Genomic DNA, 24,006 nt, shown 5'->3' with positions numbered 1-24,006 from the left:
CGGTCGAGCCCGTGCAGTCGTTATGCGTGGGATTCGGTCGGTACGACGAGTCGCAAAAGTACCGTCCGAGCAGGCAGGAAGGCATGAAATTGACTCACGGTGGAATGGCACCGGTGCGTGGCGTCGCTAGCAGGTCACGCGCGGTCAAGCGGATCGGGGCAGTAGCCGCGCTTGGTGTCGGCGCCCTGTTGATGTCGGGATGTGATGCTCGTGACGCCATGCGTTTCGGGTGGCCGGAAGGCATCACTCCCCAGGCCAAAGACATGGGCAATTTGTGGACATGGTCGGTTATCGCCTGTCTCGTCGTCGGCCTGCTGGTGTGGCTGGCGATCTTCTGGACCATCACGTTCCACCGCGCCAAGGAAGGTGGCGAGACGTTCCCCCGTCAGACCGCCTACAACGTACCGATCGAGCTCACTCTGACGGCTGTGCCGTTCCTCATCATCGCGGTGCTGTTCTACTTCACCGTCATCGTGCAGAACAACGTCGAGGCCAAGACGGACAATCCGTCGGTCGTCGTCGACGTCTCGGCGTTCCAGTGGAACTGGAAGTTCGGCTACCGCGAGGTCGTCGGCCCGGACGGGCAGAAGGTCAGCTACTCCCGCGGCGTCGGCAGTCCGTTCGACCTGCAGAACTCCGTCGAATCGAAGGACGGCAAGGAGATCCCGCTGCCCGCCGACGGTCGTTCCGACGACATCCGCGACTACCTGCACTTCAGCACCATCGAAACGGTCGGCTCGTCGTCGGAGATCCCCGTGCTGGTGCTGCCGACCGGCAAGCGCATCGAGTTCGACATCGCCTCCGCCGACGTCATCCACTCGTTCTGGGTCCCCGAGTTTCTGTTCAAGCGTGACGTGATGCCGTTCCCCAAGCAGAACCACAGCGACTCCAGCTTCCAGATCAGCTCGGTCGACAAGGAAGGCGCATTCGTCGGGCGGTGTGCGGAGATGTGCGGCACGTACCACTCGATGATGAACTTCGAGGTGCGCGCGGTCAGCCCCGCGGACTTCGACCGCTACATCGCCTATCGGGCGAGCCACAAGACCGCCACCAACGCTCAGGCACTCGCGGCGATCTGCCAGCAGCCGGTGTCGGTGACGACCGTTCCGTTCGACACGCGACGCTCCGAAGCGGGGAAGACGCCCAAGGACATCGGCGATCCCTCCAACACCAAGCTCGCCAACTGCACACCCGAGGTGTAACCGATGAAAATCGAAGCGCGGCTCTTTGAGCTCCTGACCGGATTCTTCTTCCTCTGCGGGATCATCTACGCGGTCGCCACCACCCTTGCCAGCAAGGGCACCGAGTGGGCAGGCGTCACCGCATTGTTCTTCACCGGCGGTCTGACGCTGATCTCCGGAACCTACTTCCGATTCGTCGCGCGCCGCGTCGAAATCCGCCCGGAAGACTACGAAGAGGCCGAAATCGAAGACGGCGCAGGCGAACTGGGCTTCTTCAGCCCCGGTAGCTGGTGGCCGCTGCTGCTCGCGCTGTCCGCCGCGTTCTTCGCGGTCGGCTTCGCGATGGGCAACTGGTTCATCGTGATCCCCGGCGCCTGCTTCGTCATCTTCTCCGCGGGTGGGTTGGTCTTCGAGTACCACGTGGGTCCCGAGAAGCACTGACGTGACACACTGACCGACGTGTCAGAACAATTCGCGACAGCCGCTCCCCAGACGGGGGAGCGGCTGTTGTGTTGTCTGGACCCGATCCTTCGGCATACCTGGGAGCTGTCGTCGGAGCAGCGCCGGGCGATCCGCGAATTGATGGACATCGCCTTCCGCGGCGACTTCGACGATGCCGACTTCGACCATGCGCTCGGCGGAATCCACGTCATCGTCGACGACGGCGCGCGCGGCGTCGTCGGGCATGCGTCGGTGGTACAGCGGCAGCTGCTCGTCGACGGTCGGCCGTTGCGTGCCGGGTATGTCGAAGCCGTTGCGGTACATCCCGATCAGGGACGCCGCGGCATCGGGGGAGCGGTGATGGCTGCGATCGAAACTGTGATCGCCGGAGCCTACGACCTCGGGGCGCTGAGCGCCTCGGAACAGGGCGCGGGACTGTACCGGCGTCGGGGCTGGCGTGTCTGGTCCGGCGAACTCGGTGTCTTGGCGCCTGAGGGCTACCGTACGACGCCGGGCGACGTCGGGTCGGTCATGGTGTGGGGTGCGGGCGTAATCGACCTCAGCGGCAGCCTGGCGTGTGATTGGCGCGCCGGCCCGCTCTGGTGAGGCGACGATGGCCGGGCGGGAGGATCGGGCGTCGAGAAGCATCGCAGCCCCGGCGTCGAAGATCTTCGCGGCACTGACCGATCCCGGCGCCCTTGAGGTGTGGCTGCCGCCGAGCGGAATGACCTGTCGGGTAACGCATTACGACGCCGTACTGGGCGGGCAGCTGTGCCTCACGCTGACCTTCGTCGAATCCGGTGGGGGACAGGGCAAGTCGACGCCCGACTCCGATGAGGTGTGCTCTGACGTCGTCGAGCTGGTGCCCGACCGCCGGATCGGGTGGCGGTCGGTGTTCGTCTCCGACGACCCCGCCTTCGCGGGCGCGATGACGATGACCTGGAACCTGAGACCTGACGTGGGCGGCACGCGAGTGGACATCGTGGCGAGCGATGTTCCGCCCGGCATCGACGATTCCGACCACGCGCTGGGCATGGCGTCGTCGCTCGCGCAGCTCGCGAAGTTCGTCACGGGGTAGGGGAGAGACGAAAGCAACGGGCCGCGGCGCAGTTCGCGCCGCGGCCCGTTGCCGTGGAAGTGCCGGATCAGTCGTTCTTCTGCAGACTGGTCGTCCCGTCGTCCGATGCCGGAGTCTGCGGATCGAGCGGGTTCCCACCGATCGCCTGCAGCTCGCGCAGGACCCTCGCCTCGTCCCGTCGATGTTCCTCGACGTGATGGGAGTTGAGCTCCTGCTGATCCGGAGGATCGGCGACCATCAGCGAGCCGGTACCCGGCGAACCGGCGGAGCCGAGCTTGTTCATTCGCTTCGGCAGAGCCGCGCCCTCGTAGGGGAGCGGAATCGGGTGCCCGTGGCTGTCGACCGGCCCCAGCGGCTGATGGATCTCGATGTATTCACCCTGCGGCAGCCGCTTGATGATGCCGGTCTCGATGCCGTGCTCCAGCACCGCGCGGTCGCTGCGCTGCAGCGACAGTGCCCAGCGGTAGGCGATGAAGTACGCCAGCGGCGGGATCACGATCAGGCCGATGCGGCCCATCCAAGTGGTCGCGTTGAGGGACACGTGGAACTTCAGCGCGATGATGTCGTTCATGCACGAGAGCGTGAGGATCACGTAGAACGACACGGCCATGGCGCCCAGGCCGGTGCGGACCGGAACGTCGCGCGGACGCTGCAACAGGTTGTGGTGCGCGTCGTCACCGGTGAGGCGCTTCTCGATCCACGGGTAGGCGAACATCAGCGTGAACATGATCGTGATGATCACGACCACCCAGAAGATCGCGGGAATCGTGTAGTTGCCCAGGTAGAGCTCCCAGGCCGGCATCAAACGGGCCAGACCGTCGGTCCACATCATGTAGATGTCAGGCTGCGAACCGGCCGACACGTGCGCCGGGTTGTACGGGCCGAGCACCCAGACGGGGTTGATCTGGAAGATGCCCGCCATGATCGCCAGGATGCCGAACACGATCGCGAAGAAGGCGCCGGCCTTGGTCGCGAACACCGGCATGATGCGCACGCCGACGACGTTCTTCTCGGTGCGGCCGGGGCCGGGGAACTGGGTGTGCTTCTGGTACCAGACCAGCGCGAGGTGCGCGCCGATCAGAGCCAGGATGATGCCCGGGAACAGCAGGATGTGGATCACGTACATGCGCGGGATGATGATGTCGCCGGGGAACTGCCCACCGAACAGCGCCCAGTGAATCCAGGTACCGATCAGCGGAATTCCGAGGACGATGCCGCTCATCGCGGCGCGCACGCCGGTGCCGGACAGCAGGTCGTCGGGCAGCGAGTAGCCGAAGAAGCCTTCGAACATCGCCAGGATCAGCAGCAGGCAGCCGATGATCCAGTTGGCCTCGCGGGGACGTCGGAACGCACCGGTGAAGAAGATGCGCAGCATGTGAATGATGATCGCCGCGGCGAACAGCAGCGCGGCCCAGTGGTGGATCTGGCGCACGAACAGGCCGCCACGCACCTCGAACGAGATGTTCAGGGTGGTCTCGTAGGCCTTGGTCATCATCACGCCGTTGAGCGGCTGATAGGCACCGTGGTAGGTGACCTCGCTCATCGACGGGTCGAAGAACAGGGTGAGGTACACACCCGAGAGCAGCAGGATCACAAAGGCGTAGAGCGCGACCTCACCGAGCAGGAACGACCAGTGCGTCGGGAAGACCTTGTTGATCTGGCGCCGCATTCCGGCGGCGAGGTGATACCGCGAATCGACTTCTTCTGCCTGAGTGGCAATACGGCTCATGACTTGCGCTCCCAGAATGCCGGTCCGACGGGCTCGATGAAGTCGCCGGCAGCGACCAGATACCCCTGATTATTCACTGTGATCGGCAGCTGGGCCAGCGCGCGCGCAGCGGGCCCGAAGACCGGCTTGGCGTAGTGCAGAGCATCGAACTGCGACTGGTGGCACGGGCACAGGATTCGATTGGTCTGCTGCTCATACAGTGAGGTCGGGCAGCCGAGGTGACTGCAGACCTTGGTGTAGGCGAAGTAGTCGCCGTAGTTGAAGCTCTCCTGATTCTTGCGCTTGACCGCGCGGGCCGCGTCCTCGGGACGCAGGCGAATCAGCATCACCGGGTTGCTCACGTAGCGCAGACCGAAGAGCAGCTTCTCCCGCGATTCCTCGGTCTCGCCCTTGCCGTCGGAGACGCGCCACGGGAAGACGGTCTCCATGCCGCCCGCGTCGAGATCCTCAGGACGGACGAGAGCAACCTGGTAGGGGTTGCCGGTGTCGCGACGAAGGAACACGGTCTCGTTGGGCAGCTCCGGCGGGTTGTAGATCGGCGACCAGCCGGTGTGCCACAGCGGTGCCTTGTCGCGCAGCGCCCACGGGTTCTTGATGATGCCGCCGAGGGCCGCGACCAGTCCGGTGAGAGCGAACGCACCCAGGCCGAACGCAGCCGATCCGAGGATCATCTTGCGGCGGGGGAGGGTCGAGGTCTCCAGCGAGTTGCCCAGCAGTGCGGCCGTGGTCTTCTTGTCGACCTCTTTGGACCCGCCGTCGTGACGATCCTGCACCGCGATCTCTGCGGGAATGAAGCGCTTGGTGAACTGCACCACGCCGATACCGATGGACAGGATCGCCAAGCCGAAGGTGATGCCCAGCAGCGGCGTGTTCAGCGTGTAGCGCCAGTAGTTGTCATCGCCGGGCAGTGCGAACTGCCAGTGGTTCCAGATGAAGATGATGAAGCAGGCGATGGCCGAGACACCGGCCAGGGCGAACCAGAACGCGACGGTCCGTTCGGCGCGCTTCTCTGCCTTGGTACCCGGCTCGGGGAAACGCGGCTCGCGATGCAGAACTTCGACGCCGTCGAGGTTGAGGCCGAGTTTGACGAGTTCGTCGTTCGACATCTGCTCGAGTTCTTCGTTGGACGGCGTGTCCTTGTCGTTTGCACTCATGAACGTGATCCCATCCACATTGCGAAGGCGACGATCGCTCCGACGCCGACCACCCACATGACCATGCCCTCAGAGACAGGTCCGAAACCACCGAGTGCGAAACCGCCCTGCGGCTGCGATTCGGTGACGTACTTGACGAAGCCGATGATGTCCTTCTTCTCCTCCAGCGACAGCTGACGGTTGGAGAACTTCGGCATGTTCTGCGGGCCGGTGAGCATCGCGGTGTACAGCTGTTGCTCGTTCGGTGCGTCGAGCGGCGGAGCGTACTTGCCCGACGACAGCGCACCGCCACGACCGGTGAAGTTGTGGCACGACGCGCAGTTGAGACGGAAGAGCTCGCTGCCGCGACCGAGGTTCTCGCCGCGCAGGCTTTCCTGTGCGAGAACGACGACGCCGTTCTTGTCGTGCTTGACCGATCCGTCGGGGTTGCGTTCGGGGTAGACCTTCGGGCCACCGCCCTGCGACTGGATGTATGCGCCGAGCTGCTCGATCTGAGCCGCGGTGAACTTCTCCGGCTTGCGCTGCGCCTGTGCCTCGCCACGCGCTGCGGGCATGCGGCCGGTGGACACCTGGAAGTAGACCGCGGCATCGCCGACTCCGATGAGAGACGGACCGCGGTCGGTGACGCCCTGCAGGTTGGCGCCGTGGCAGGTGATGCACGAGGTGTCGTACAGCTTCTTGCCATCGGAGATCAGTGACGCGTTGGACGGGTCGGCAGTGGCGACCTGCGGCTTGGGAGTCAGGAGCGAGGCGATGACGCCTGCGGCCACCAGGCCGAGCATCAACAGCATCACGCCGCTGGCTCGCCGACGCAGTTTGCGGCGCGAGCGGGCGCTGCGCGCAGCCTGACCGGCGCCGGGAGCGTTGCGAGCGGGCCGAGTGTCTCGGTCGGTGTCGGTCGCGTCATCCGACAGTCGCGGTGGAGATGAGCTCATCTGTGTCTCTCTATGCGGACGGATTTTGAAAACTATCGGGCTGAAAGTCGTGGGGTGGTTCGTCAGCGGATGAAGTAGATCGTGACGAACAGGCCGATCCAGACGATGTCGACGAAGTGCCAGTAGTAGGACACGACGATCGCCGCGGTCGCCTGGGCCGGGGTGAACTTCGAAAGCTTGGTGCGGATCAGCAGGAAGACGAACGCCACCAGACCACCGATGACGTGCATGCCGTGGAAGCCGGTCGCCATGTAGAACGTCGAGCCGTAGGCGCTGGACGACAGGGTGGTGCCTTCGGCGACGAGGTGTGAGTACTCGTAGCCCTGGCCGGCGACGAAGAATGCGCCCATCAGGAAGGTCAGGATGTACCAACGGCGCAAGCCGAAGACGTCGCCTCGCTCGGCGGCGAAGACGCCCATCTGGCAGGTCACCGACGACAGGATCAGAACTGTCGTGACGGGGATCGCCAAACCGAGGTTCAGCTCGGTCGGCTCTGGCGGCCATCCGATATTGGAATTCGCTCGGGCCACGAAATACATCGCGAATAGTCCGGCGAAGAACATCAACTCACTGGAGAGCCACACGATCGTGCCGACGCTGACCATATTAGGACGGTTCAGCGAGTGCACCCGCGCCGTGATGGCCGTTCCTTGGGTACCTGCAGCGCTAGTCACAGATGAAAGTATGACGGTTCGTAGTAAGCGGTGACCACCGGGGTCGAGAAATTGGTCGAAGAAATTGACGAGACCCAGGTAGGAGACCTGCGCCGAGTGCCGTTCGGCGTGTCACGACACTGAAAAACAGGTGAGACGACGCTGAGAACGGGCCACGCGGGCCCGTCGGTGCGCCTGCACCGGGGAGGTGATCGGATGCCGACTACTGTCTGTGTGGTGACCGACTCTGCAACTGAACAGTTCACCTGGCCACAGATCCTCGGATCGGTGGCCGACGGCAATGATCTCGACGTCGATCAGGCTCGCTGGGCGATGAACGAGATCATGACGGATTCGGCGACCAGCGCTCAGATCGCGGCATTCGCGGTTGCCGTGAAGATGAAAGGCGCGGCGCCCGCCGAACTGCGCGGGCTGGCCGAGGCGATGCTCTCGCACGCGACGCTGGTCAAGGTGACGCGCCCGGCGCTCGACATCGTCGGCACCGGTGGGGACCGGTCGCACACGGTGAACATCTCGACGATGTCGTCCCTGGTCGTCGCGGCCAGCGGTCTGGCGGTGGTCAAACACGGCAACCGCGCATCGTCGTCGAAGAGCGGCGGCGCCGACGTGCTCGAGGCGCTGGGAGTGAAGATCGACCAGTCCGCCGCACAGGTAGAACGGTCGGTGGCCGAGCTCGGGATCGGCTTCTGCTTCGCGGCGGCGTTTCATCCGTCGTTCCGCTTCGTCGGGCCGCCGCGCAAAGAGATCGGCATCCCGACCGTGTTCAACGTTCTCGGTCCGCTGACCAACCCGGCGTCGCCGCGGGCCGGTCTGATCGGCTGCGCTTTCGGCGATCTCACGTCGGTGCTGGCCGACACATTCGCCGAGCGCGGCAACTCGGTACTCGTGGTGCGCGGCGACGACGGGCTCGACGAGCTCACGACGACGGGGACGTCGACGGTGTGGCAGGTGGTCGACGGCGTCGTCACCACCTCCACGGTGAACCCCGCGGATCTGGGTATCGAGATCGTCGAGCTGTCGGCCCTGCGTGGTGGCGACGCCGATCGCAACGCCGCGGTCGCTCGTGATCTGTTCGCCGGGGCGACCGGGCCGGTACGCGACGCGGTGCTGCTCAACTCGGCAGGAGCGATCGTCGCCGCCGAGCAGACCGGTCCGCTGGAAGGCCCCGATCTGGTCGAGGCGCTGGGGTCAGGCATGCAGCGTGCGGCCGAGGCCATCGACTCCGGTGCGACGAGCAGACTGCTCGACGACTGGATTGCACTGACGAACGCCTGAGCGCCGTACTCCTCGTTTCGCCGGCTCCGCCGCCTACTCGCCGATCGAGAAGGCGGCCTCGGTGTCGGCGCTGGAGTAGCTGCGGAAGGCGATGTGCGTGGTCGTGTGGGTGACGCCGGCGAGTCGGTTGATCTTGCCGGTGACCACGTCGGCGATCTGCTCGTGGTCACGCACCCGGATCTTGGCGATCAGGTCGACGTCGCCCGCGCAGGAGTACACCTCGGTGACGCCGGGAATGTCGGCGACTGCCTGGGCGGTCTCGGGGATGTTGTGGACGTCGGCCGCAATGAGCACGATGGCGGTGATCATGGTCCTCAGCGTATCGCCCGGGCGCCGCGCGCGACGCTGAGCCATCCCTCCCACCGACACGCCGCCCGTGCCGGAAGACTCAGCGCGTCGGACGTCGCGACGATCCGCGCACCGGGCTCGGTGATCCACCGATAGATGAGGCTCGCCTCCTCGGCCGGCGCACCATGCAGCGGCCCGGCGTCGGCGGTCACCGTCTGAGCCGAACTGACCAGCGCGTCGACGACGGCCATCGGCGCGGTACCGCGTCTGGCGACGCCCGCGTTCGCCAGCCGTCCGTGGCGGACGACGGCGAACTCCCAACCGTGTGCGCCGTCGGAACGTGCGACGACGAGTTCGGCGATCGAGCACATCGCGTGCAGGCGCTGGCAGCGTGCGAGGGCGTCGATCGTCGCCGAGAGGCGGTCGCGGTGGCGCGCGGCGGTCTCGAACATCTCGGCCGCCGCGTAACCGTTCATCTGGTCGCGCAGCGTGCACAGGAGGTCGTCGGAGGTGCCGATGAGCAATGCGTGGACCGCGCTGACCCGGGGCAGGTAGTCGGGAAGCGTCTGGGGAACCTCACTGGCGGCTCGGCACCCGCCGACAGCCCGCGCACCGGGCGACTCGGCCGGGCACCAGTGATGTTTTGTCTTCGACCCCAAATGCGTTGTGCACGTGCGTAACTGGGCCGCCGATGACAGTTGGTCGGCGATCGCTTGCGCGGTGACACGATTGGCGACGGGGCCGATGCAGTCGGCATCGGGGCTGCGACTCACGCGCAATCGGGGGAAGCGCTCGCTGGTCAGCACGATCCACCAGCCCTTGTGCGGCTGCTTGGATCTGCGGTTGTAGGCCGGGGTGTGGGCGGCCAGGAGCCGGAGTTCGCGGACGCCCGCTTCGAGGGCATGGGCGCACTCGACGTGGTCGACGCGAGTCGCGAGGGCCACCATCTCCGACATCCGCGGCCGCGTCTCGGCGCCGCTGAAATACGACGAGACGCGGCGTCGAAGATCTACCGCGGTACCTACATACAGCACCTCGTCGGCGGGGCCGCGGAACAGGTAGACGCCGGGGCGTCGGGGCAGTGCGGCGGCCAGGTGGCGCTTCGCACGTTGAGCGGGCGTGGCGCGCGGTAGGTATTCCAACAGCTCCCGGTAGGTGTGCACGCCGCGGTTGCCGACTCGCTCGAGGAGACGGTAGAACACCTCGACGGTCGCCCGGGCATCATCGAGTGCTCGGTGTGTGGGGCGGGTGGCGACGTCGAACAGATCGGCCAGCGCGGCGAGTTTGACGGTCGGCGCCTCGTCCCGGCTCAGGATCCGGCGGGCCATCGCGACGGTGCACAGCGTCGCGGCGAACGGCCAGTCGAGATCGAGCGACTGCAGGCCGCGGCGCAGAAAGCCGGTGTCGAAGCGGGCGTTGTGCGCCACGAGCACCGCGCCCCGGGCGAATTCGACGAACGCGGGCAGCACAGACGCGATCGTCGGCGCGGAGGTGACCATGGCCGTCGTGATGCCGGTGAGCGTCACGATCTGCGGTGGGATGTCGCGGCCCGGGTCGACGAGGGTCGCGAACTCCCCGACGACCTCGCCGCGCTGGATGCGCACCGCGCCGATCTCGGTGATCGCGTCGGTGACGGCGCCGCCGGTGGTCTCCAGGTCCACGACGACGAGGGGTGTCTCGAACAGCGGCTGGTCGATCCCGCCGTAGACCGCGGCGATCAGCTCGGCCTCGGTCGGCGAGGAGGTACGGCGACTGCGCCGCCGTGCGGCGGCGGACTCGTGAGTCGGCATACCGACCTCCGGGAGGTCGCTGTCGGTGAAGGTCAGCTGTTCCACGCCGCGAACACTAGTTCGACCCACTGACATCGTCGTCGGCCTGCGAGCGGGTGCGGACGGACGCCGACCGCGGCGGGGCCCGTGGGATGAGTGTGGCGTGTGGGAATCGGCGACTTGTCAGTGGTCCGTTCTAGGCTCCGGTCAAGTTCAGCGCAGGTGCGTCGATCACGCCGCACGCCCGGTGGTGAACGGCGAATTGCCAGGAATCGACAGATCGAACGATCAATGAGATGGAGATCACATCATGAGGATCGATTGCCAGACCTGCCCGGCGCGTCAGATCGCCTGTGACGGCTGCATGATGCAGCTGCTGTTCGAGCCGGTGAGCAGCGCGGATGAACCGTCGGGCGGCCCAGACGGCCCGGTTGTGATGGTGGGCACCGGCCCGCTCGACGATCATGAACTGCGCGGGGCCATCGACGTGTTCAGCGCTGCTTCGATGGTGAACACTCAAGATGCAGTATCCGCAAAGAATGCGATCGCCCCACGTCAGGGCGCTGCGGCTGCACGGCACTTGAGGATTCTGCGCGCGGGCTAGCGGACCGGCCGAAATTCGGTTGCGTCGTCTCGTTGGACTTCACCCGGAAAGTTTCGTAACCTTTCTGAGACTTTTGTGGAACGTCCCGCTCCGAACTCGAAGTGGTCCACAGATTTCACCGCTTAGTCATCCGCGAGGGTGAGCCGGGGAACCACTTTGTTCGGGCGCGAGTCCGATTGGGGTGAGTCGCGAATCGACGACCACGCGTCGTCGTGCCGCGTAGGGCGATCTTCCAGCCCGAACCCGACAGCTAACTCGGTAGGCGGTAGGGAGACCAAAAGGAGAACATTCTTCGTGGCCAAACATCGTTTGGAGCAGCCTGGCCGTGGGGCGAAGGTAGCCAAGGGTGCAGTGATCGCTGGATCGATCGCCGTCGGCTCGCTCGCCGCATCCGCAGGCTCCGCGCTGGCAGCCCCGGCGCCCACTAACACGATCGACTTCCCAGCTTTGGGCAAGGCTCTGCTCACGCCGAATGCGAAGCACGACGCCGCGAAGAAGGCACCCGGTTCTGCCGAGGTCGCCATTCCCGGCATCGGTTCCATCAACGTTCCGGGCCTGAGTCAGAATCAGATTCCGGCGCAGTTCCGTCCGGGTGCGCAGATCGCACCGTTCCTGCGTCAGGACACCGGCGTGCGCGCCCTGGCCGCGGCCGAGTCGAAGATCGGTTCGCCGTACGTCTACGGCGCCGCCGGCCCCAACGCCTTCGACTGCTCCGGCCTGGTCTACTACTCGTACAAGCAGGCTGGCAAGACCATCCCGCGCGACTCCTACGGTCAGCTCGGCGGCGGCCGCCCGGTGGCCTATAAGGACGCGAAGCCGGGTGACGTGTTGATCTTCAACGGCGGTAGCCACGCAGGCATCTACGCGGGCAACGGCATGTTCGTTCACTCCTCGACCGAAGGTGTGCCGGTTCGCAAGGCCGTCGTCAAGGAATGGGCACTGACCGGCGTGCGCCGCTACTGAGCACCACCACTCGACATGCGATATTGACGAGACATGGGCGGACGCCGGACTTCGGCGGTCCGCCCAGACTCGTCTTATGAATGGGTAGAGGAGTATCGCGCAGTGCGCATGCTGAGAACCATCGTGGCGGTGGCGATGCTGGCCGTCGCCGCACTCATGTCTGGTGGGCTGGCCGCGACGAGTAACGCAGCACCCACACAGACCGCCGATCAACTAATGGTCAAGTACAACAAGCTGAGCCTCGACGCGGAGACGTCCGCGGAGGCGATGCACAACGCCGAACTCGAATACGACAAGCAGCGCAAAGCGCTCACCGTCGCGCGCGCGGCCTCGCTGAAGGCGCAGCAGACGCTCGACGTCTCGCAGAAGAATCTGGCCGCGGTGCAAGCGCGGGTCAACAAGGTGGTCCGGGCGAGCTATCGCGGGGCCCGTATCAACCGCCTCTACGCCGTGCTGGTGAGTGATTCACCGCAGAATCTGCTCGACCAGATGTCGGGACTGGAATTGGTGTCGCGTCAGTCGGCGGCAGACCTGCGCAAGCTGAAAGCGAGCCGACGCACCACGCTGGCGGCCAAGAAGACCGCCGACGATTCCGCGGCCACCGCGACTACGGCAATAGCGGCGGTCGAGAAGACCCGCGGACAACTTCAGGTGGAACGAGCGAATCTCAACCTGCAAGCCGTTCGGATCCGCGCCATCTACGAGTCGATGACCGGCAAGCAGCTCGCCGAGCTGCGCGGACCGAAGTTCGACTTCGACCCCCGGCTGGTGCCCAAGGGCACCTCGGCGGCACTGGTCGCCGTGCAGGCCGCACTGACGCGCATCGGCGACGCATATGTCTGGGGCGCCACCGGCCCGAACACGTTCGACTGCTCCGGGCTGATGGTCTGGGCCTACAAGCAGGCGGGACAGACGCTCCCGCGGTCCAGCGAGGCTCAGCAGGCCAGTGGCAAAGCGGTGAGCCGAGACCAATTGCAGCCCGGCGACCTGATCATCTACTATTCCGACGCCCACCACGTCGGGATGTACGTGGGGGACGGGTACGTCATCCACGCCTCGACCTTCGGGGTTCCAGTGAAGGTGGTGCCGATCGACAAGGCGGGACCGTATCAATCGGCACGCCGGTACGCTTAGCGCTTGATGACTCGTACCCTGACAGGCCGCAGAATTCGCCGCGGCCGGATCCCGTCGTTGTTCACCCGCGCCGCACTGATCGCCGTGGTGGTGCCCGCCCTCACCGTGACGGCGTGTTCGTCGTCGGACAACGCGACGCCGACGTCGGGCACATCGTCGTCGACGACACCGCCGAACGTCTTCGAGGCGACCCGCATCGACGGCGTCAACCGTCTCCTGGCGAACCTGAACGCGGCGATCAGATCGGGCGATGAGACCAAACTCGACGCCCTGTTCGACGCATCCGCATCACCGCAGTTTCGAGCGGCGCTGAAGACCGAGGCAGCCGACGTTGGGGCGCGATCGGCTCCGTCGAAGCGCGGAAATGTCTTGCGTTACAAGACCTTTAACTACCGGCTGGGTAGTGCGAACGCCGAGTTCGTGGTGCCGGCGACCGTGCAGGCCCGCCTCGACGACCAGGGCAGTTCGGACAGCTGGTTCGCTCCGATCAAGCTCGACTACGCACTCGGCGGCGAGTCGGCGCCGGGGCTCGCGGAACCGAACGTCGTGGTGGACACGCCGTTCGCGCTCGCCCGCTACGACGACGACTGGAAGATCGTCGGCGACTCGACCGTGCTGCAAGACGTCCAGGCACCCGCGCCGCAGCTGTGGAACTATCCGGGCCTGCAGGGCCGCAATGTCCCCACCCCCGGGGGCACGTCGGTGGTGGTGTCCTACCCCGGGACCGAAGCGTTCGTCGGGACGATCGCCGCTGAGCTACCGCAAGCCATCGTGGCGGTGACGAACTTCTGGGGGTCGGCCTGGGCGCGGCGCGCAGCCGTCGTCGCGACGGGCACTACCGACGAGTTCAGCGGACTGACCGCGTCCAACGCTCAGGTCGGTGCGGCCGCGGCGGCCACCGTCTACGCGACGCTCGACAACGCGTCGAAGAGCGCGACGGGGCAGCGCGTCGTATTGACTCCCAACGCGCGAGCGCTCCCCGCGCCGGCACTCGCGGTGGTCCTGCGGCACGAGCTGACCCACGTCGCGGTACGCGGCGTCACCGTCCCCGGCGCGCCGCTGTGGATCACCGAAGGCGTGCCCGAATACGTGGGCCGTAAGGGAACCTACCAACGATTCGAAGATGCGGCTCCCAACCTCGCAGCCGAGCTGCGCGCCGGGGAGACACCGGTGCGACTGCCCGACGACCGGGACTTCGCCGTCGATCAGCAGACCGCGCTGGTGGCCTATCAGTCGGCATGGTCGTTGGCGGCGTTCGTCGCCGAGAAGTTCGGCCAGGATCGGCTCAAGTCGCTCTACATCGGTGTCGCGGGCGCGGATAAGACTGCGGCGCAGGACAGTGCGATCGTCGCCACATTGCAGCTCTCACGTGCTCAGTTCGTCGCGCAGTGGCAGGACTGGCTCCGAAAGCAAGTGCGGTGACGGTGTCGTCGGGGCATCGAATGCCCCGAACGTTGTTGGTTACCAACGACTTTCCGCCCCGACCCGGCGGCATCCAGTCGTATCTGGAGAATCTGGTCGACCTGCTGCCGCCGGAGAACGTCGTGGTGTACGCACCGCGGTGGCGCGGGTCCAGTCACGATGAGTTCGACGCGCGCGCGCCGTATACCGTTGTGCGCCACCGCACCACGCTGATGCTGCCGACGCCGTTCGTGGCTCGCCGCGCTGCGCGACTGGTGCGTGAGCACGACATCGACACCGTCTGGTTCGGCGCGGCGGCACCACTGGCCGTGCTGGCGCCGTCGGTGCGGCGGGCCGGCGCCCGCCGAGTCATCGCCTCGACGCACGGTCATGAGGTGGGGTGGTCGATGCTGCCGATCGCGCGTCAGGTGTTACGCGTCATCGGCCACCACACCGACGTCGTGACTTTCGTCAGCAAGTACACGCGTGGTCGATTCGCCGCCGCGTTCGGCGCAGACGCGTCGCTGGAGTACTTGCCGCCCGGCGTCGACACCGACCGATTCAGCCCGGATCCCGTTGCGCGGCAGCGGCTTCGGGAGCGCCACGATCTCGGCGACAAGCCGGTGGTGCTCTGCCTGTCCCGGTTGGTGCCACGCAAGGGGCAGGACGTGCTGATCGAGGCGCTGCCCGCCATCCGGGAGCAGATCGCCGACGCGACGCTGGTCATCGTCGGCGGCGGGCCGTACGGCGACACGCTGCGGGAGATGGCTGCGGCGTCGCCGGTCAGCGAACACATCGTCTTCACCGGGTCGGTGCCGGCCGACGAGTTGGCGGCTTACCACAACGTCGCCGACGTCTTCGCGATGCCATCGCGCACCCGCGGAAAGGGACTCGACGTCGAGGGACTGGGGATCGTGTACCTGGAGGCGTCGGCGTCTGGTGTGCCGGTCGTCGCCGGAATGTCCGGCGGCGCACCGGAAACCGTACGCGAGGGGCAGACCGGACTGGTGGTAGACGGCCGCTCGGCGAACGCGGTGGCAGCGGGCGTGGTGGACATCCTGTCCGACCGCGACCGTGCGCGCGCCATGGGCGCCGCGGGCCGCGAATGGATCGTGGGACAGTGGCGTTGGGCGCAGATCGCGGCGAGGTTGCGCGAACTGTTGTAGGCGCAGCGGCTGGGTTTGGCAGTTGGCCCGGATACGCCGACGGCCGCCCGCCGCCTTGCTGGTTGAGCGAGGCGAAGCCGAGTCGAAACCATGGTGACGCAATCGATTTCGGATCGCCGGCCCCTCGATACACCGAAGCTCGCAAGCTCGCTTCGGCACTCGGGGAGCGGGGGTGGGTTTGGCAGTTGGCCCGGATATACGGACGGCAAGCTCGCTTCGGCACTCGGGGAGCGGGGTGGGTTTGGCACTCGGCCTGGATATACGGACGGCCGCCCGCCGCCCTGCTGGTTGAGCGGGGCGAAGCCGAGTCGAAACTACGGTGACGCAATTGTTTTCGGGTCGCCGGCCCCTCGATACACCGAAGCTCGCAAGCTCGCTTCGGCACTCGGGGAGCGGGGTGGGTTTGGGGAGCGGGGCCTCGCGTCCGCCCCGGGGAGCGGCGCTCCCCGAGACCCGGCCGACGCTACTTCGCGTACAGCCCGGCGATCGCGTCGGCGTACTTCTCCGACACGACGTTGCGCTTGACCTTCAGGGTCGGCGTCATCTCGCCGGTTTCCTCGGTGAAGTCGTTGGGCAGGACGGTGAACTTCTTGATCGCCTCGGCGTGCGAGACGGTCTTGTTGGCTTCGTCGACGGCCGACTGAACCTCGGCGCGCAGGTCAGCGTCATTCGCCAGGTCTTCGACGGTGGCCGATGCCGGCTTTCCGTTGCGTTCCTTCCAGCCCGGGAAGGCTTCGGGGTCGATCGTGACGAGAGCCGCTATGAACGGCTGCTGGTCGCCGACGACCATCGCCTGCGAGACCAGCGCGCTGGCCCGGATCACGTCTTCGAGGCCGGCGGGGGAGACGTTCTTGCCGCCGGCGGTGACGATGAGTTCCTTCTTGCGGCCGGTGATCGACAGGAAGCCCTGCGAGTCGACGGTGCCGAGGTCGCCGGTGTGGAACCAGCCGCCTTCCAGAGCCGAAGCCGTGGCGTCGGGGTTCTGCCAGTAATCGTCGAAGACGACACCACCCGACAGCAGCACCTCACCGTCGTCGGCGATGCGAACCGCGTTGCCCGCCAACGGCTTACCCACGCTGCCGATCTTGTGCTCGCCCGGGGTGTTGACCGAGAAGGCTGCGGTGGTTTCGGTCAGACCGTAGCCCTCGTACACCGGCACGCCCGCGCCGCGGAAGAAATGGCCCAGCCGCGCGCCGAGCGGCGCACCGCCGGAGATGGCGAGCTCACACTGTCCGCCGAGGGCGGCGCGCAGTTTGCTGTAGACCAGCTTGTCGAACACGGTGTGGGTGATTTTGAGGACCAGACCGGCGCCGCCGGCGTCGAGCGCCTCGCTATAGGCGACCGCGGTGTCGGCTGCGGCGTCGAAGATCCTTCCCTTGATGGGGCTCTCGTTGTGGGCGCCCTGACGTGCGGTGTTGAACACCTTCTCGAAGACACGCGGCACCGACAGGATCATCGACGGTTTGAAGGATGCGAATTCGGGGAGCAGGGTGCGGGTGTCGCTGAAGAAGCCGACCTCGACGCCCGCCTTGACGGCGACGATGGTGATCGCACGGGCCAGCACGTGGGCTAGCGGCAGGAACATCAGCAGCCGCTTGCCGGGGCCGAGCAGCAGTCGCAGATTGCCTTCGAGCACGGCGTCGATCTCGCTGAGCATGTTCGAGTGGGTCAGCATGCAGCCCTTGGGCCGGCCGGTGGTGCCGGAGGTGTAGATGAGCGTGGCGGCGTCGGCGGCCTTCACTCCGCCCCGACGCGCGTCGACGTCGGCGTCGGGAACCTCGGCACCGGCCTCGGTGAGCACGGCGATGACGCCCTCGTCGCCGTTGTCGATCTGATAGACCTTCTTGACGTTCGACAACGAACCGATCGACTCGACGATCTCGCGATGCCCGTCATCCTCGACGACGATGGCGACGGCCTGCGAATCCTGCAGAATCCAGTCGATCTGCGGGCCCGACGACGAGTCGTAGATCGGCACCGGAATGGCGCCCGCCGACCAGATCGCGAAGTCGATGAGAGTCCACTCCAGGCGGGTCCGCGACAGCAGCGCCACGCGATCACCGGGCTCGATGCCCTGCGCGATGAACCCCTTGGCGAGGGACGTGATGGTGTCGGCCGCCCGCTTGGCGCTCACCGGCGTCCACTGACCGTTGACTTTCTCGGAGAAGACGGTCTTGTCAGGGGTCTGCGCGGCGATGTCGAAGATGACATCTGTGCAGTTCGCGTCTTCGGCGATGGTGAATTTGGCCGGGACGGAGAACTCGGTCATCTTCGAGCCTTTCAACTGGTCGGGCGAGGATACTGCCGGGTAACAGGATATATCCCGCCCCCGACGGGCACGGAATCGACTGCTGGTGCCCGTCGTATGCGCCGGGCGCCGGAGCAACGATATGTCGGGCACTGCGCGTATCCGGGCGCATGCGACACTATTTCGGTGACGAGCATCCAGGTGGCTGATGAAATCTTCGTCGCCGCAGCACCGGAACTGGTGACCGACGTGATCGCTGACCGGGGCCTGTGGCGCAACTGGTGGCCTGACCTGCGGTTGACGGTGACCGAGGACCGCGCCCACGAGGGCATGCGCTGGACCGTCGACGGTGGTGTCACCGGAACGATGGAACTGTGGTGTGAGGCCATGATGGACGGATTCGTACTGCACTACTACCTTCACGCGGAACCCACGACGCCGCTGCCCGACGACGATCGCGCGCGTTTCGACGCGCTGGCCGAGGCCAATCGGGTGCGTCGAGTGGCAGGCAAGGCGATGTCGTTCGACGTCAAGCAACGTCTTGAAGCGGGTCGTGAGCCGGGCGATCCGGCGGTCAGTGCACCTTCGGCAGGGGAGCGGAACTAGTGGCAGCCGACACGAGTAGCGGCGATTCGACGCAGCAGTCGATCATCATCAACGCCGACGCCGAACAGGTCATGGCGGTGATCGCCGACTTTCCGAAGTACCCGGAGTGGGTGTCGGCGGCGCGCTCGGTCGAGGTGATCTCCACGTCCGACGACGGGGCGCCCAAGCGGGTCCGCTTCGTGCTCGACGCCGGGGTGCTCAAAGACACCTACGTCCTCGACTACGAGTGGGCGGCCGACGGCAGTGCGGTGTCGTGGCATTTGGTGAGCAGTGATCTGCAGCGTGACCAGCGCGGTAAATACACACTCGCACAACAGGTTCCGGGATCGACGAAGGTCACCTACGACTTGATGGTGGACCTGGTGGTGCCGCTGATCGGCGCGTTGAAGCGTCGCGCGGAGAAGGCCATCACCGACGCGGCGCTCAACGACCTCAAGAAAAGAGTCGAAGGCTGATCGATCTCACGCCCATCCACTTGGTTCTCGGACCGGGCGGCGATGGGGTTTCAGTGGTGGCCGCTGCCGCCGCGGTGGGACCGCGCAGCAGTGGGCGATCCTCGTCGGGTCACACTCTGCTCATCACCTGCGATCGCCACTCGCAGACCGCCGGGCGACTCGGCGTCTTCAGTAATTCCGGTGTACCGGTTGAGGTTTCGGCGAACTTGTCGCTTCTCGAACTCGACCCGCTGGTCGTCGTCGAACAAGCTTGGGCAGAGTTCACCGACGCACTGACGATGGCGCAGTCGCATTCCGGGCCGATCCTGCCCGTCGTCGCGACGCTGGCCGCGGTCGCACCGGGCGAACTGATCTCGTTGCCCGGCGTCGAAGATCTGCTGTTGTTGCGGCGTGCTCGTGACGAGGCGACGAGCGGTCGGTGGACATCGGTCATCGTCGACTGCTCTGGGCAGCGTGACCCGCTGGCGTTGCTGCGCGCACCCGCAGTGCTCAGTCAGGCGCTCAATCGGCTGTGGCCCCGGCATCGACGTCTCGCTGCGGCCAGCGAGCGGCCGCTGATGGCGCGGCTGACCGCGGCGATCGACCAGCTCGACGGTGACTGCCGCGACATCGCCGCACTGCTCGCCGATCCGCACACCACCGCGGCGCATCTCGTCGTCGGGGCGGGCGCGCGCAGCACGTCGGTGCTGACCGCGCAGGTGGCCTCGGCGGCACTGATGGGGTTGCCGGTGCGCACGGTGCTTGTCAACTCCGGCGACGACGCCGACGCCGCGCGGATTGCGGAGCTCACCGGTCCCGACGTCACCGTGCGCGCGATACCGAGAGTCGGTGAGCCGCTTGACCGTAGCGCGCGGCTGCGGAAGCTGGGTGTTCGATTGAGCCCGCCGGGCGGACGTCCGGCCGGTTCGGCGTCGGCTCAGGTGAGCCTGGTGTCGGGTAGTGGGTTGGACACGATCTACGAGATGTCGTGGCCGCAGCCGCTACCCGAACCCGATCGTCTCGGTCTCGGCCGATCCGACGACGACCTGCTGGTGACGGTGAGCGGGTTTCGCTACCCGGTACGCTTACCGTCTGTGCTGCGCCGCTGCGACGTCATCGACGCCGCGTGGGACAGCGGAACGTTGCGGATCAGGTTCACCCCGAACCCGGCGGTGTGGCCGCAAAAGAAGTAGGCGCAGAAGAAAAAGGGCACCGCAGGTGCAGCAGAACGTTCTCGCCGACCGGCCGGGGAACGGCGTAGACAGTACGGGAGATGCTCGATGACGCAGGATCGTGACCACGGCGCCACCGCAGGCGCAGATCCGACCGATCTGATGCGCGAAGTGCTCCTCGGCCTGGCCAATCAGATCGACAGCCTGGCTGCGATGTTCGTAGGTACGCCCGGTGCGGGCGCCGACGGCCTCGTCGGGCCCGACCTCAGCGGCGACATCTCGGCACTGCTCGGCGAGATCGGCGAACTGCTGGCCCGGCTGATCGCCACCCTCATCGCGGTCCTGGAGGCGCTCGCCCAGGCACTGCGCGGATCGTCGTCGGCCACCGATGCCGCTGTGCCACGCCAGTATCAGCCGATCGCCGTGCGGATCGCTCCGACCTCGGCGCGGGACTGACCCGACGTCGGATGGGAGAGGTCAGGTTATGAGTGCGTTGACGGTCGGCATCGACATCGGCGGTACGAGTGTGCGCGCCGCCGTCGTCGACGAGCGGGGTGAGCTTCTCGACACCCTCCGTGCGGTGACTCCGGCGACCACCGAGGCGCTCGAACACTGCCTTCAGCGGTTGGTTGGCGAGTTGGCGTCGCGATGGTCGGTCGCCGGTGTGGGCCTGGCCATCGCGGGTTTCTTGACCGCGGACCGCAGCGTCGTGCGGTTCGCGCCGCACCTGCCGTGGCGGGAGGCCGCGGTGGCCGCCGACATGACCAAACTCATCGGGCTGCCGGTCTTCACCGAGCACGACGCCAACGCCGCCGCGGTGGCCGAATATCGCTTCGGCGCGGCTGCGCGCGGCCACAATTCGCTGGTCGTCACGATCGGCACCGGTATCGGCGCGGGGTTGCTGCTCGACGGTCGGCTCTATCGTGGAAGCTTCGGCGTCGCACCGGAATTGGGGCACATCGTCGTCGTGCCGAACGGTCGTCCGTGCGCCTGTGGCAAGCGTGGCTGTTGGGAAAGATATTGCAGCGGAACGGCTTTGGTTGACACCGTGGTCGAGTTGGTCGCCGACTCCGACTGGGGGCGCAGTCAGCTCGCCGCGGATCTCGCGGCCGACCCCGGGTCGGTGACCGGGCGTCGGGTCGCGGCGGCCGCCACCGACGGAGATCCCGTGGCGGTCAAGGCTTTCGAGATCTTCAGCCGATCCCTCGCGCAGGGGCTGGCGATGATCGCCGACATCTTCGACCCCGACCTCATCGTGATCGCCGGGGGTGTGGGGCGGGCGTCGGGTCTGTACCTCGACGAGGCGCGCGAGCAGTATTCGGCGTTGATCACCGGCGCCGGGCATCGTCAACTCGCCCGCATCCGCGGTACCCAGCTCGGTGAGTCCGCGGGGGTGATCGGCGCGGCCGAGGTGGCACGCCAGGAACTCGCCGCGGCGTCGCTGCTCGGGTGACCGGCGGTTCGGCGAGCCCGGCGTCGGGTCGCGGCCTTCACCGAGTCGTGACGGCGCGCACAGAGTAATCTGAGTCCTCGACGGGTGTGGGTCCGCGCGAGTACGCGGGCCGCCACCGAGGATCTCTTTCGAGGCGGTGCGGAGTACACGATGTGGTATTGGCTGTTCAAGTTCGTGCTGATGGGCCCGATCCTCCGACTGATCGGTCGACCGAAAGTCGAAGGGCTGGAAAACATTCCCGCCAGCGGCCCGGCGATCCTCGCCAGCAATCACCTCGCCGTCGTCGACAGCTTCTACCTTCCGCTGATGGTGCCCCGCCGCATCTACTTCCTCGCCAAGAGCGAGTACTTCACCGGAACCGGCCTCAAGGGGGGATTCCAGCGCTGGTTCTTCAGCTCGTCCGGCCAGATCCCGATCGACCGATCCGGCGCCGACGCCGCGGCGGGTGCACTGCTGTCGGCGCGCCGCATGCTCGACAAGGGTGAGTTGATGGGCATGTATCCCGAGGGCACCCGCTCGCCCGACGGTCGACTGTTCAAGGGCAAGACCGGCCTGGCCCGGATCGCGATGGAGACCGGTGTGCCCGTGATTCCAGTCGCGATGATCGGCACCGACGACCTCAACCCGCCCGGCACCACCATTCCGCGGCTGGCGCGCATCACCGTGAAAGTCGGTAAGCCGCTTGACTTCTCACGCTTCGACGGCATGACCGGCAACCGATTCATCGAGCGCGCGGTGACCGACGAGATCATGTACGAGCTGATGCAGCTGTCGGGCCAGCAGTACGTCGACGTGTACGCGGCGAGCCTGAAGGACAAGAAGCCGTCGGCGTCGGACGAGGACGACCGGCCGGAGAATCCTGCCGCCTGAGAATTCGCCCAGGCCTGAGAATTCGCCCGCGCTTGAGTCGCGCCCGCGCTTGTGAAGCCCACGGGCGCGGGGCGGTCAGCCCGCGGTGGCGGCTCGGTCGGTCGTTCCGCCGGCGAGCGCCACCGCGGAGGAGGCGTCGGCGAGTCGAGCCGGCGCGAGCCACAGGGCCACCAACAGGCACAGCCCCCACAGGCAGTAGGAATTGCCGACGATGTGGTCGAGCAGTCCCCAGTCGTCGACCCGCCGCGGCAACAGTTGATACGGCCCGACCGCGAAGATCACCGCTCCCGAGACGGTGAGCGCGGCATAGATCCATTGAGTGCGACGCAGTGGACTGCGGGCGGCGACGACCGAGCAGACCACCAGCGCCGGAATCACCCACACCCAGTGGTGTCCCCACGTCGTCGGGGAGATCAGCAGACCCCACACCGCGATCGCCAGCGTCACCGACATGGCGTCGACGCGGCGGGCCGGGGAGTCCGAGGCGAAAGCGGCGACCGGTCGCGCCGAGCGGACGGCGAGAACCATCAGTGCGGTGGCGACCGCCGCGCTGACGATCCACAGCATCTGCTGCGCGGAGTGGCTGTCTACCAACCGGATCCACAGGGCGTTCAAGTTCTGATTGATCGGTCCGGCCGGATCGCCGATGCGGGTGGTGTGAAACAGCGTGTGCGTCCAGTAGCGCAGCGAATCGGAGGGCATCCACACCGCGGCCAGAGCGGCGGCCGCGACGAACGAGACTCCGACGGTGATGGCCGCCCGCCACTGGCGGGCCGACAGGAACACCGCGACGAACACCAACGGTGTCAGTTTGATCGCCGAGGCGATACCGATCAACGAACCGCGTGCGCGGCTGCGCGGTGCGAGCACGAACAGGTCGATCAGAATCAGGGCCAGCAGGTAGATGTTCACCTGACCGAAGCCGAGTGTCATCCACGCCGGATTGAGCCAGATGACCGCCGCCGTGGTGGCTGCCGCGAGCCACCAGCGGTTGGTCTTACTCCCGACGTCGAGTACCCGCAACACGATCTTGACGATCACGACCACCAGCGCGATCGACGTGAGCGCCACGAACCAACCGGCCACCGTCAACGACATCGCGCCGAGCGGGACGAACGACAACGCCGCGAACGGAGGATAGGTGAACGGCAGCCAGATGCCGTCGTCGGTGAACGGCATCGACCCGACGTCGTAGAGCGAGACGCCGTGCTGCCACAACTGCGATCCGAGTCGGTAGACGTCGAGATCGATCCGGGTACGAGTGCCGAAACTCGACGTGAACGGCACGCCGATCACCTGCATCAGCGCCGATGCCGTGAAGATCAGCCCGATCGCAACGCGCGCGACCCGGCTCGGACGCCACGCAGACAGCCAAGCATCGGCGCGGGTGGGGAACAAGGGCATCTGGGAGCAATCTGGGGCGGGGACGGG

The 24,006-nt window shown here is 66.5% G+C and carries 24 protein-coding genes and 1 riboswitch; of the genes, 16 read left to right on the top strand and 8 right to left on the bottom strand.

What is annotated here, in order from left to right:
- Positions 1 to 83: 83 nt before the first annotated feature.
- Genes ctaC through HH308_RS19300 form a run of 4 tightly spaced genes read left to right on the top strand, consistent with a single transcriptional unit; the run spans position 84 to position 2,700 of the window.
- A complete protein-coding gene (gene ctaC / locus HH308_RS19315) occupies positions 84 to 1,202 on the top strand; it encodes an aa3-type cytochrome oxidase subunit II (protein WP_170195867.1) in 1,119 nt (372 codons plus the stop codon).
- Positions 1,203 to 1,205: 3 nt separating this feature from the next.
- The gene (locus tag HH308_RS19310) at positions 1,206 to 1,622 is read left to right on the top strand and encodes a cytochrome c oxidase subunit 4 (RefSeq protein ID WP_170195866.1); all 417 of its coding nucleotides are present in this window, start codon (positions 1,206 to 1,208) and stop codon (positions 1,620 to 1,622) included.
- Between the two features lie 18 nt (positions 1,623 to 1,640).
- The gene (locus tag HH308_RS19305; RefSeq protein ID WP_312870721.1) at positions 1,641 to 2,228 is read left to right on the top strand and encodes a GNAT family N-acetyltransferase; all 588 of its coding nucleotides are present in this window, start codon (positions 1,641 to 1,643) and stop codon (positions 2,226 to 2,228) included.
- Between the two features lie 7 nt (positions 2,229 to 2,235).
- Positions 2,236 to 2,700 carry an SRPBCC domain-containing protein gene (locus tag HH308_RS19300; RefSeq protein WP_170195865.1) on the top strand — a complete coding sequence of 155 codons (465 nt, stop codon included), beginning with the start codon at positions 2,236 to 2,238 and terminating at the stop codon, positions 2,698 to 2,700.
- A 67-nt stretch (positions 2,701 to 2,767) separates the two neighbouring features.
- Here HH308_RS19300 and qcrB read toward each other — a convergent pair whose 3' ends face one another.
- The 4 genes from qcrB to ctaE form a co-directional block, all read right to left on the bottom strand.
- On the bottom strand, positions 2,768 to 4,429 hold the full coding sequence (qcrB, locus tag HH308_RS19295; RefSeq protein WP_170195864.1) for a cytochrome bc1 complex cytochrome b subunit: 1,662 nt from the start codon (positions 4,427 to 4,429) through the stop codon (positions 2,768 to 2,770).
- Positions 4,426 to 5,583, bottom strand: coding sequence for a cytochrome bc1 complex Rieske iron-sulfur subunit (qcrA, locus tag HH308_RS19290; RefSeq protein ID WP_170195863.1), 1,158 nt, complete (start codon positions 5,581 to 5,583; stop codon positions 4,426 to 4,428). Before qcrA ends, qcrB begins: the two co-directional genes overlap by 4 nt.
- Complete coding sequence (gene qcrC, locus HH308_RS19285) at positions 5,580 to 6,518, bottom strand: cytochrome bc1 complex diheme cytochrome c subunit (protein WP_170195862.1); 939 nt, start codon at positions 6,516 to 6,518, stop codon at positions 5,580 to 5,582. The genes qcrA and qcrC overlap by 4 nt, the downstream gene beginning before the upstream one ends.
- A 62-nt stretch (positions 6,519 to 6,580) precedes the next feature.
- Positions 6,581 to 7,192: an aa3-type cytochrome oxidase subunit III gene (ctaE, locus tag HH308_RS19280; RefSeq protein ID WP_312870719.1), complete on the bottom strand. Its 612-nt coding sequence runs from the start codon at positions 7,190 to 7,192 to the stop codon at positions 6,581 to 6,583.
- 216 nt (positions 7,193 to 7,408) lie between these two features.
- Between ctaE and trpD the strand changes: the two genes are divergently transcribed.
- The gene (gene trpD / locus HH308_RS19275; RefSeq protein ID WP_376767238.1) at positions 7,409 to 8,467 is read left to right on the top strand and encodes an anthranilate phosphoribosyltransferase; all 1,059 of its coding nucleotides are present in this window, start codon (positions 7,409 to 7,411) and stop codon (positions 8,465 to 8,467) included.
- A 33-nt stretch (positions 8,468 to 8,500) separates the two neighbouring features.
- Here trpD and HH308_RS19270 read toward each other — a convergent pair whose 3' ends face one another.
- Together HH308_RS19270 and HH308_RS19265 are read right to left on the bottom strand one after the other, a co-directional pair.
- Positions 8,501 to 8,776, bottom strand: a complete 276-nt coding sequence (locus HH308_RS19270; protein ID WP_170195860.1) for an Lrp/AsnC family transcriptional regulator — start codon at positions 8,774 to 8,776, stop codon at positions 8,501 to 8,503.
- Positions 8,777 to 8,781: 5 nt separating this feature from the next.
- Entirely contained in the window at positions 8,782 to 10,620 is a 1,839-nt protein-coding gene (locus HH308_RS19265; RefSeq protein ID WP_246284716.1) for a DEDD exonuclease domain-containing protein, read from the bottom strand.
- Positions 10,621 to 10,834: 214 nt separating this feature from the next.
- Here HH308_RS19265 and HH308_RS19260 point away from each other — a divergent pair, with 214 nt between their 5' ends.
- The 5 genes from HH308_RS19260 (at position 10,835) to HH308_RS19240 (ending at position 15,792) form a co-directional block, all read left to right on the top strand.
- Positions 10,835 to 11,128, top strand: coding sequence for a hypothetical protein (locus HH308_RS19260; protein ID WP_170195859.1), 294 nt, complete (start codon positions 10,835 to 10,837; stop codon positions 11,126 to 11,128).
- Between the two features lie 109 nt (positions 11,129 to 11,237).
- Positions 11,238 to 11,408: riboswitch (cyclic di-AMP (ydaO/yuaA leader) on the top strand.
- A 14-nt stretch (positions 11,409 to 11,422) separates the two neighbouring features.
- Positions 11,423 to 12,091 carry a C40 family peptidase gene (locus HH308_RS19255; protein ID WP_170195858.1) on the top strand — a complete coding sequence of 223 codons (669 nt, stop codon included), beginning with the start codon at positions 11,423 to 11,425 and terminating at the stop codon, positions 12,089 to 12,091.
- A 108-nt stretch (positions 12,092 to 12,199) separates the two neighbouring features.
- Positions 12,200 to 13,225, top strand: coding sequence for a C40 family peptidase (locus HH308_RS19250; RefSeq protein ID WP_170195904.1), 1,026 nt, complete (start codon positions 12,200 to 12,202; stop codon positions 13,223 to 13,225).
- A 6-nt stretch (positions 13,226 to 13,231) separates the two neighbouring features.
- Entirely contained in the window at positions 13,232 to 14,647 is a 1,416-nt protein-coding gene (locus HH308_RS19245) for a hypothetical protein (protein WP_246284715.1), read from the top strand.
- Positions 14,648 to 14,667: 20 nt separating this feature from the next.
- Complete coding sequence (locus HH308_RS19240) at positions 14,668 to 15,792, top strand: glycosyltransferase family 4 protein (protein WP_170195857.1); 1,125 nt, start codon at positions 14,668 to 14,670, stop codon at positions 15,790 to 15,792.
- 463 nt (positions 15,793 to 16,255) lie between these two features.
- On the opposite strand, the gene HH308_RS19235 is transcribed toward HH308_RS19240, so the two are convergent.
- Complete coding sequence (locus HH308_RS19235) at positions 16,256 to 18,061, bottom strand: AMP-dependent synthetase/ligase (RefSeq protein ID WP_170195856.1); 1,806 nt, start codon at positions 18,059 to 18,061, stop codon at positions 16,256 to 16,258.
- A 165-nt stretch (positions 18,062 to 18,226) separates the two neighbouring features.
- Here HH308_RS19235 and HH308_RS19230 point away from each other — a divergent pair, with 165 nt between their 5' ends.
- The 6 genes from HH308_RS19230 to HH308_RS19205 all read left to right on the top strand — a co-directional run bounded on the left by HH308_RS19230 (position 18,227) and on the right by HH308_RS19205 (position 22,575).
- On the top strand, positions 18,227 to 18,646 hold the full coding sequence (locus HH308_RS19230; RefSeq protein WP_312870716.1) for a hypothetical protein: 420 nt from the start codon (positions 18,227 to 18,229) through the stop codon (positions 18,644 to 18,646).
- Positions 18,646 to 19,101 (top strand): SRPBCC family protein, encoded by a 456-nt coding sequence (locus HH308_RS19225; protein ID WP_170195855.1) that lies wholly within the window; start codon positions 18,646 to 18,648, stop codon positions 19,099 to 19,101. The genes HH308_RS19230 and HH308_RS19225 overlap by 1 nt, the downstream gene beginning before the upstream one ends.
- A gap of 20 nt (positions 19,102 to 19,121) precedes the next feature.
- Positions 19,122 to 20,273, top strand: coding sequence for an ArsA family ATPase (locus HH308_RS19220; protein WP_170195854.1), 1,152 nt, complete (start codon positions 19,122 to 19,124; stop codon positions 20,271 to 20,273).
- Between the two features lie 87 nt (positions 20,274 to 20,360).
- Complete coding sequence (locus HH308_RS19215) at positions 20,361 to 20,708, top strand: hypothetical protein (protein ID WP_170195853.1); 348 nt, start codon at positions 20,361 to 20,363, stop codon at positions 20,706 to 20,708.
- A 28-nt stretch (positions 20,709 to 20,736) separates the two neighbouring features.
- Complete coding sequence (locus HH308_RS19210) at positions 20,737 to 21,705, top strand: ROK family protein (protein ID WP_170195852.1); 969 nt, start codon at positions 20,737 to 20,739, stop codon at positions 21,703 to 21,705.
- Positions 21,706 to 21,855: 150 nt separating this feature from the next.
- Positions 21,856 to 22,575 carry a lysophospholipid acyltransferase family protein gene (locus tag HH308_RS19205; RefSeq protein ID WP_170195851.1) on the top strand — a complete coding sequence of 240 codons (720 nt, stop codon included), beginning with the start codon at positions 21,856 to 21,858 and terminating at the stop codon, positions 22,573 to 22,575.
- A 75-nt stretch (positions 22,576 to 22,650) separates the two neighbouring features.
- Here HH308_RS19205 and HH308_RS19200 read toward each other — a convergent pair whose 3' ends face one another.
- Entirely contained in the window at positions 22,651 to 23,979 is a 1,329-nt protein-coding gene (locus HH308_RS19200) for a glycosyltransferase 87 family protein (protein WP_170195850.1), read from the bottom strand.
- Between the last annotated feature and the right edge of the window lie 27 nt (positions 23,980 to 24,006).

The organism is Gordonia asplenii (genome assembly GCF_012933505.1).
Classification (GTDB): Bacteria; Actinomycetota; Actinomycetes; order Mycobacteriales; family Mycobacteriaceae; genus Gordonia; species Gordonia asplenii.
Note: the sequence above shows the minus strand (reverse complement) of the source record. Positions and strands in the feature narration are given on the sequence as shown.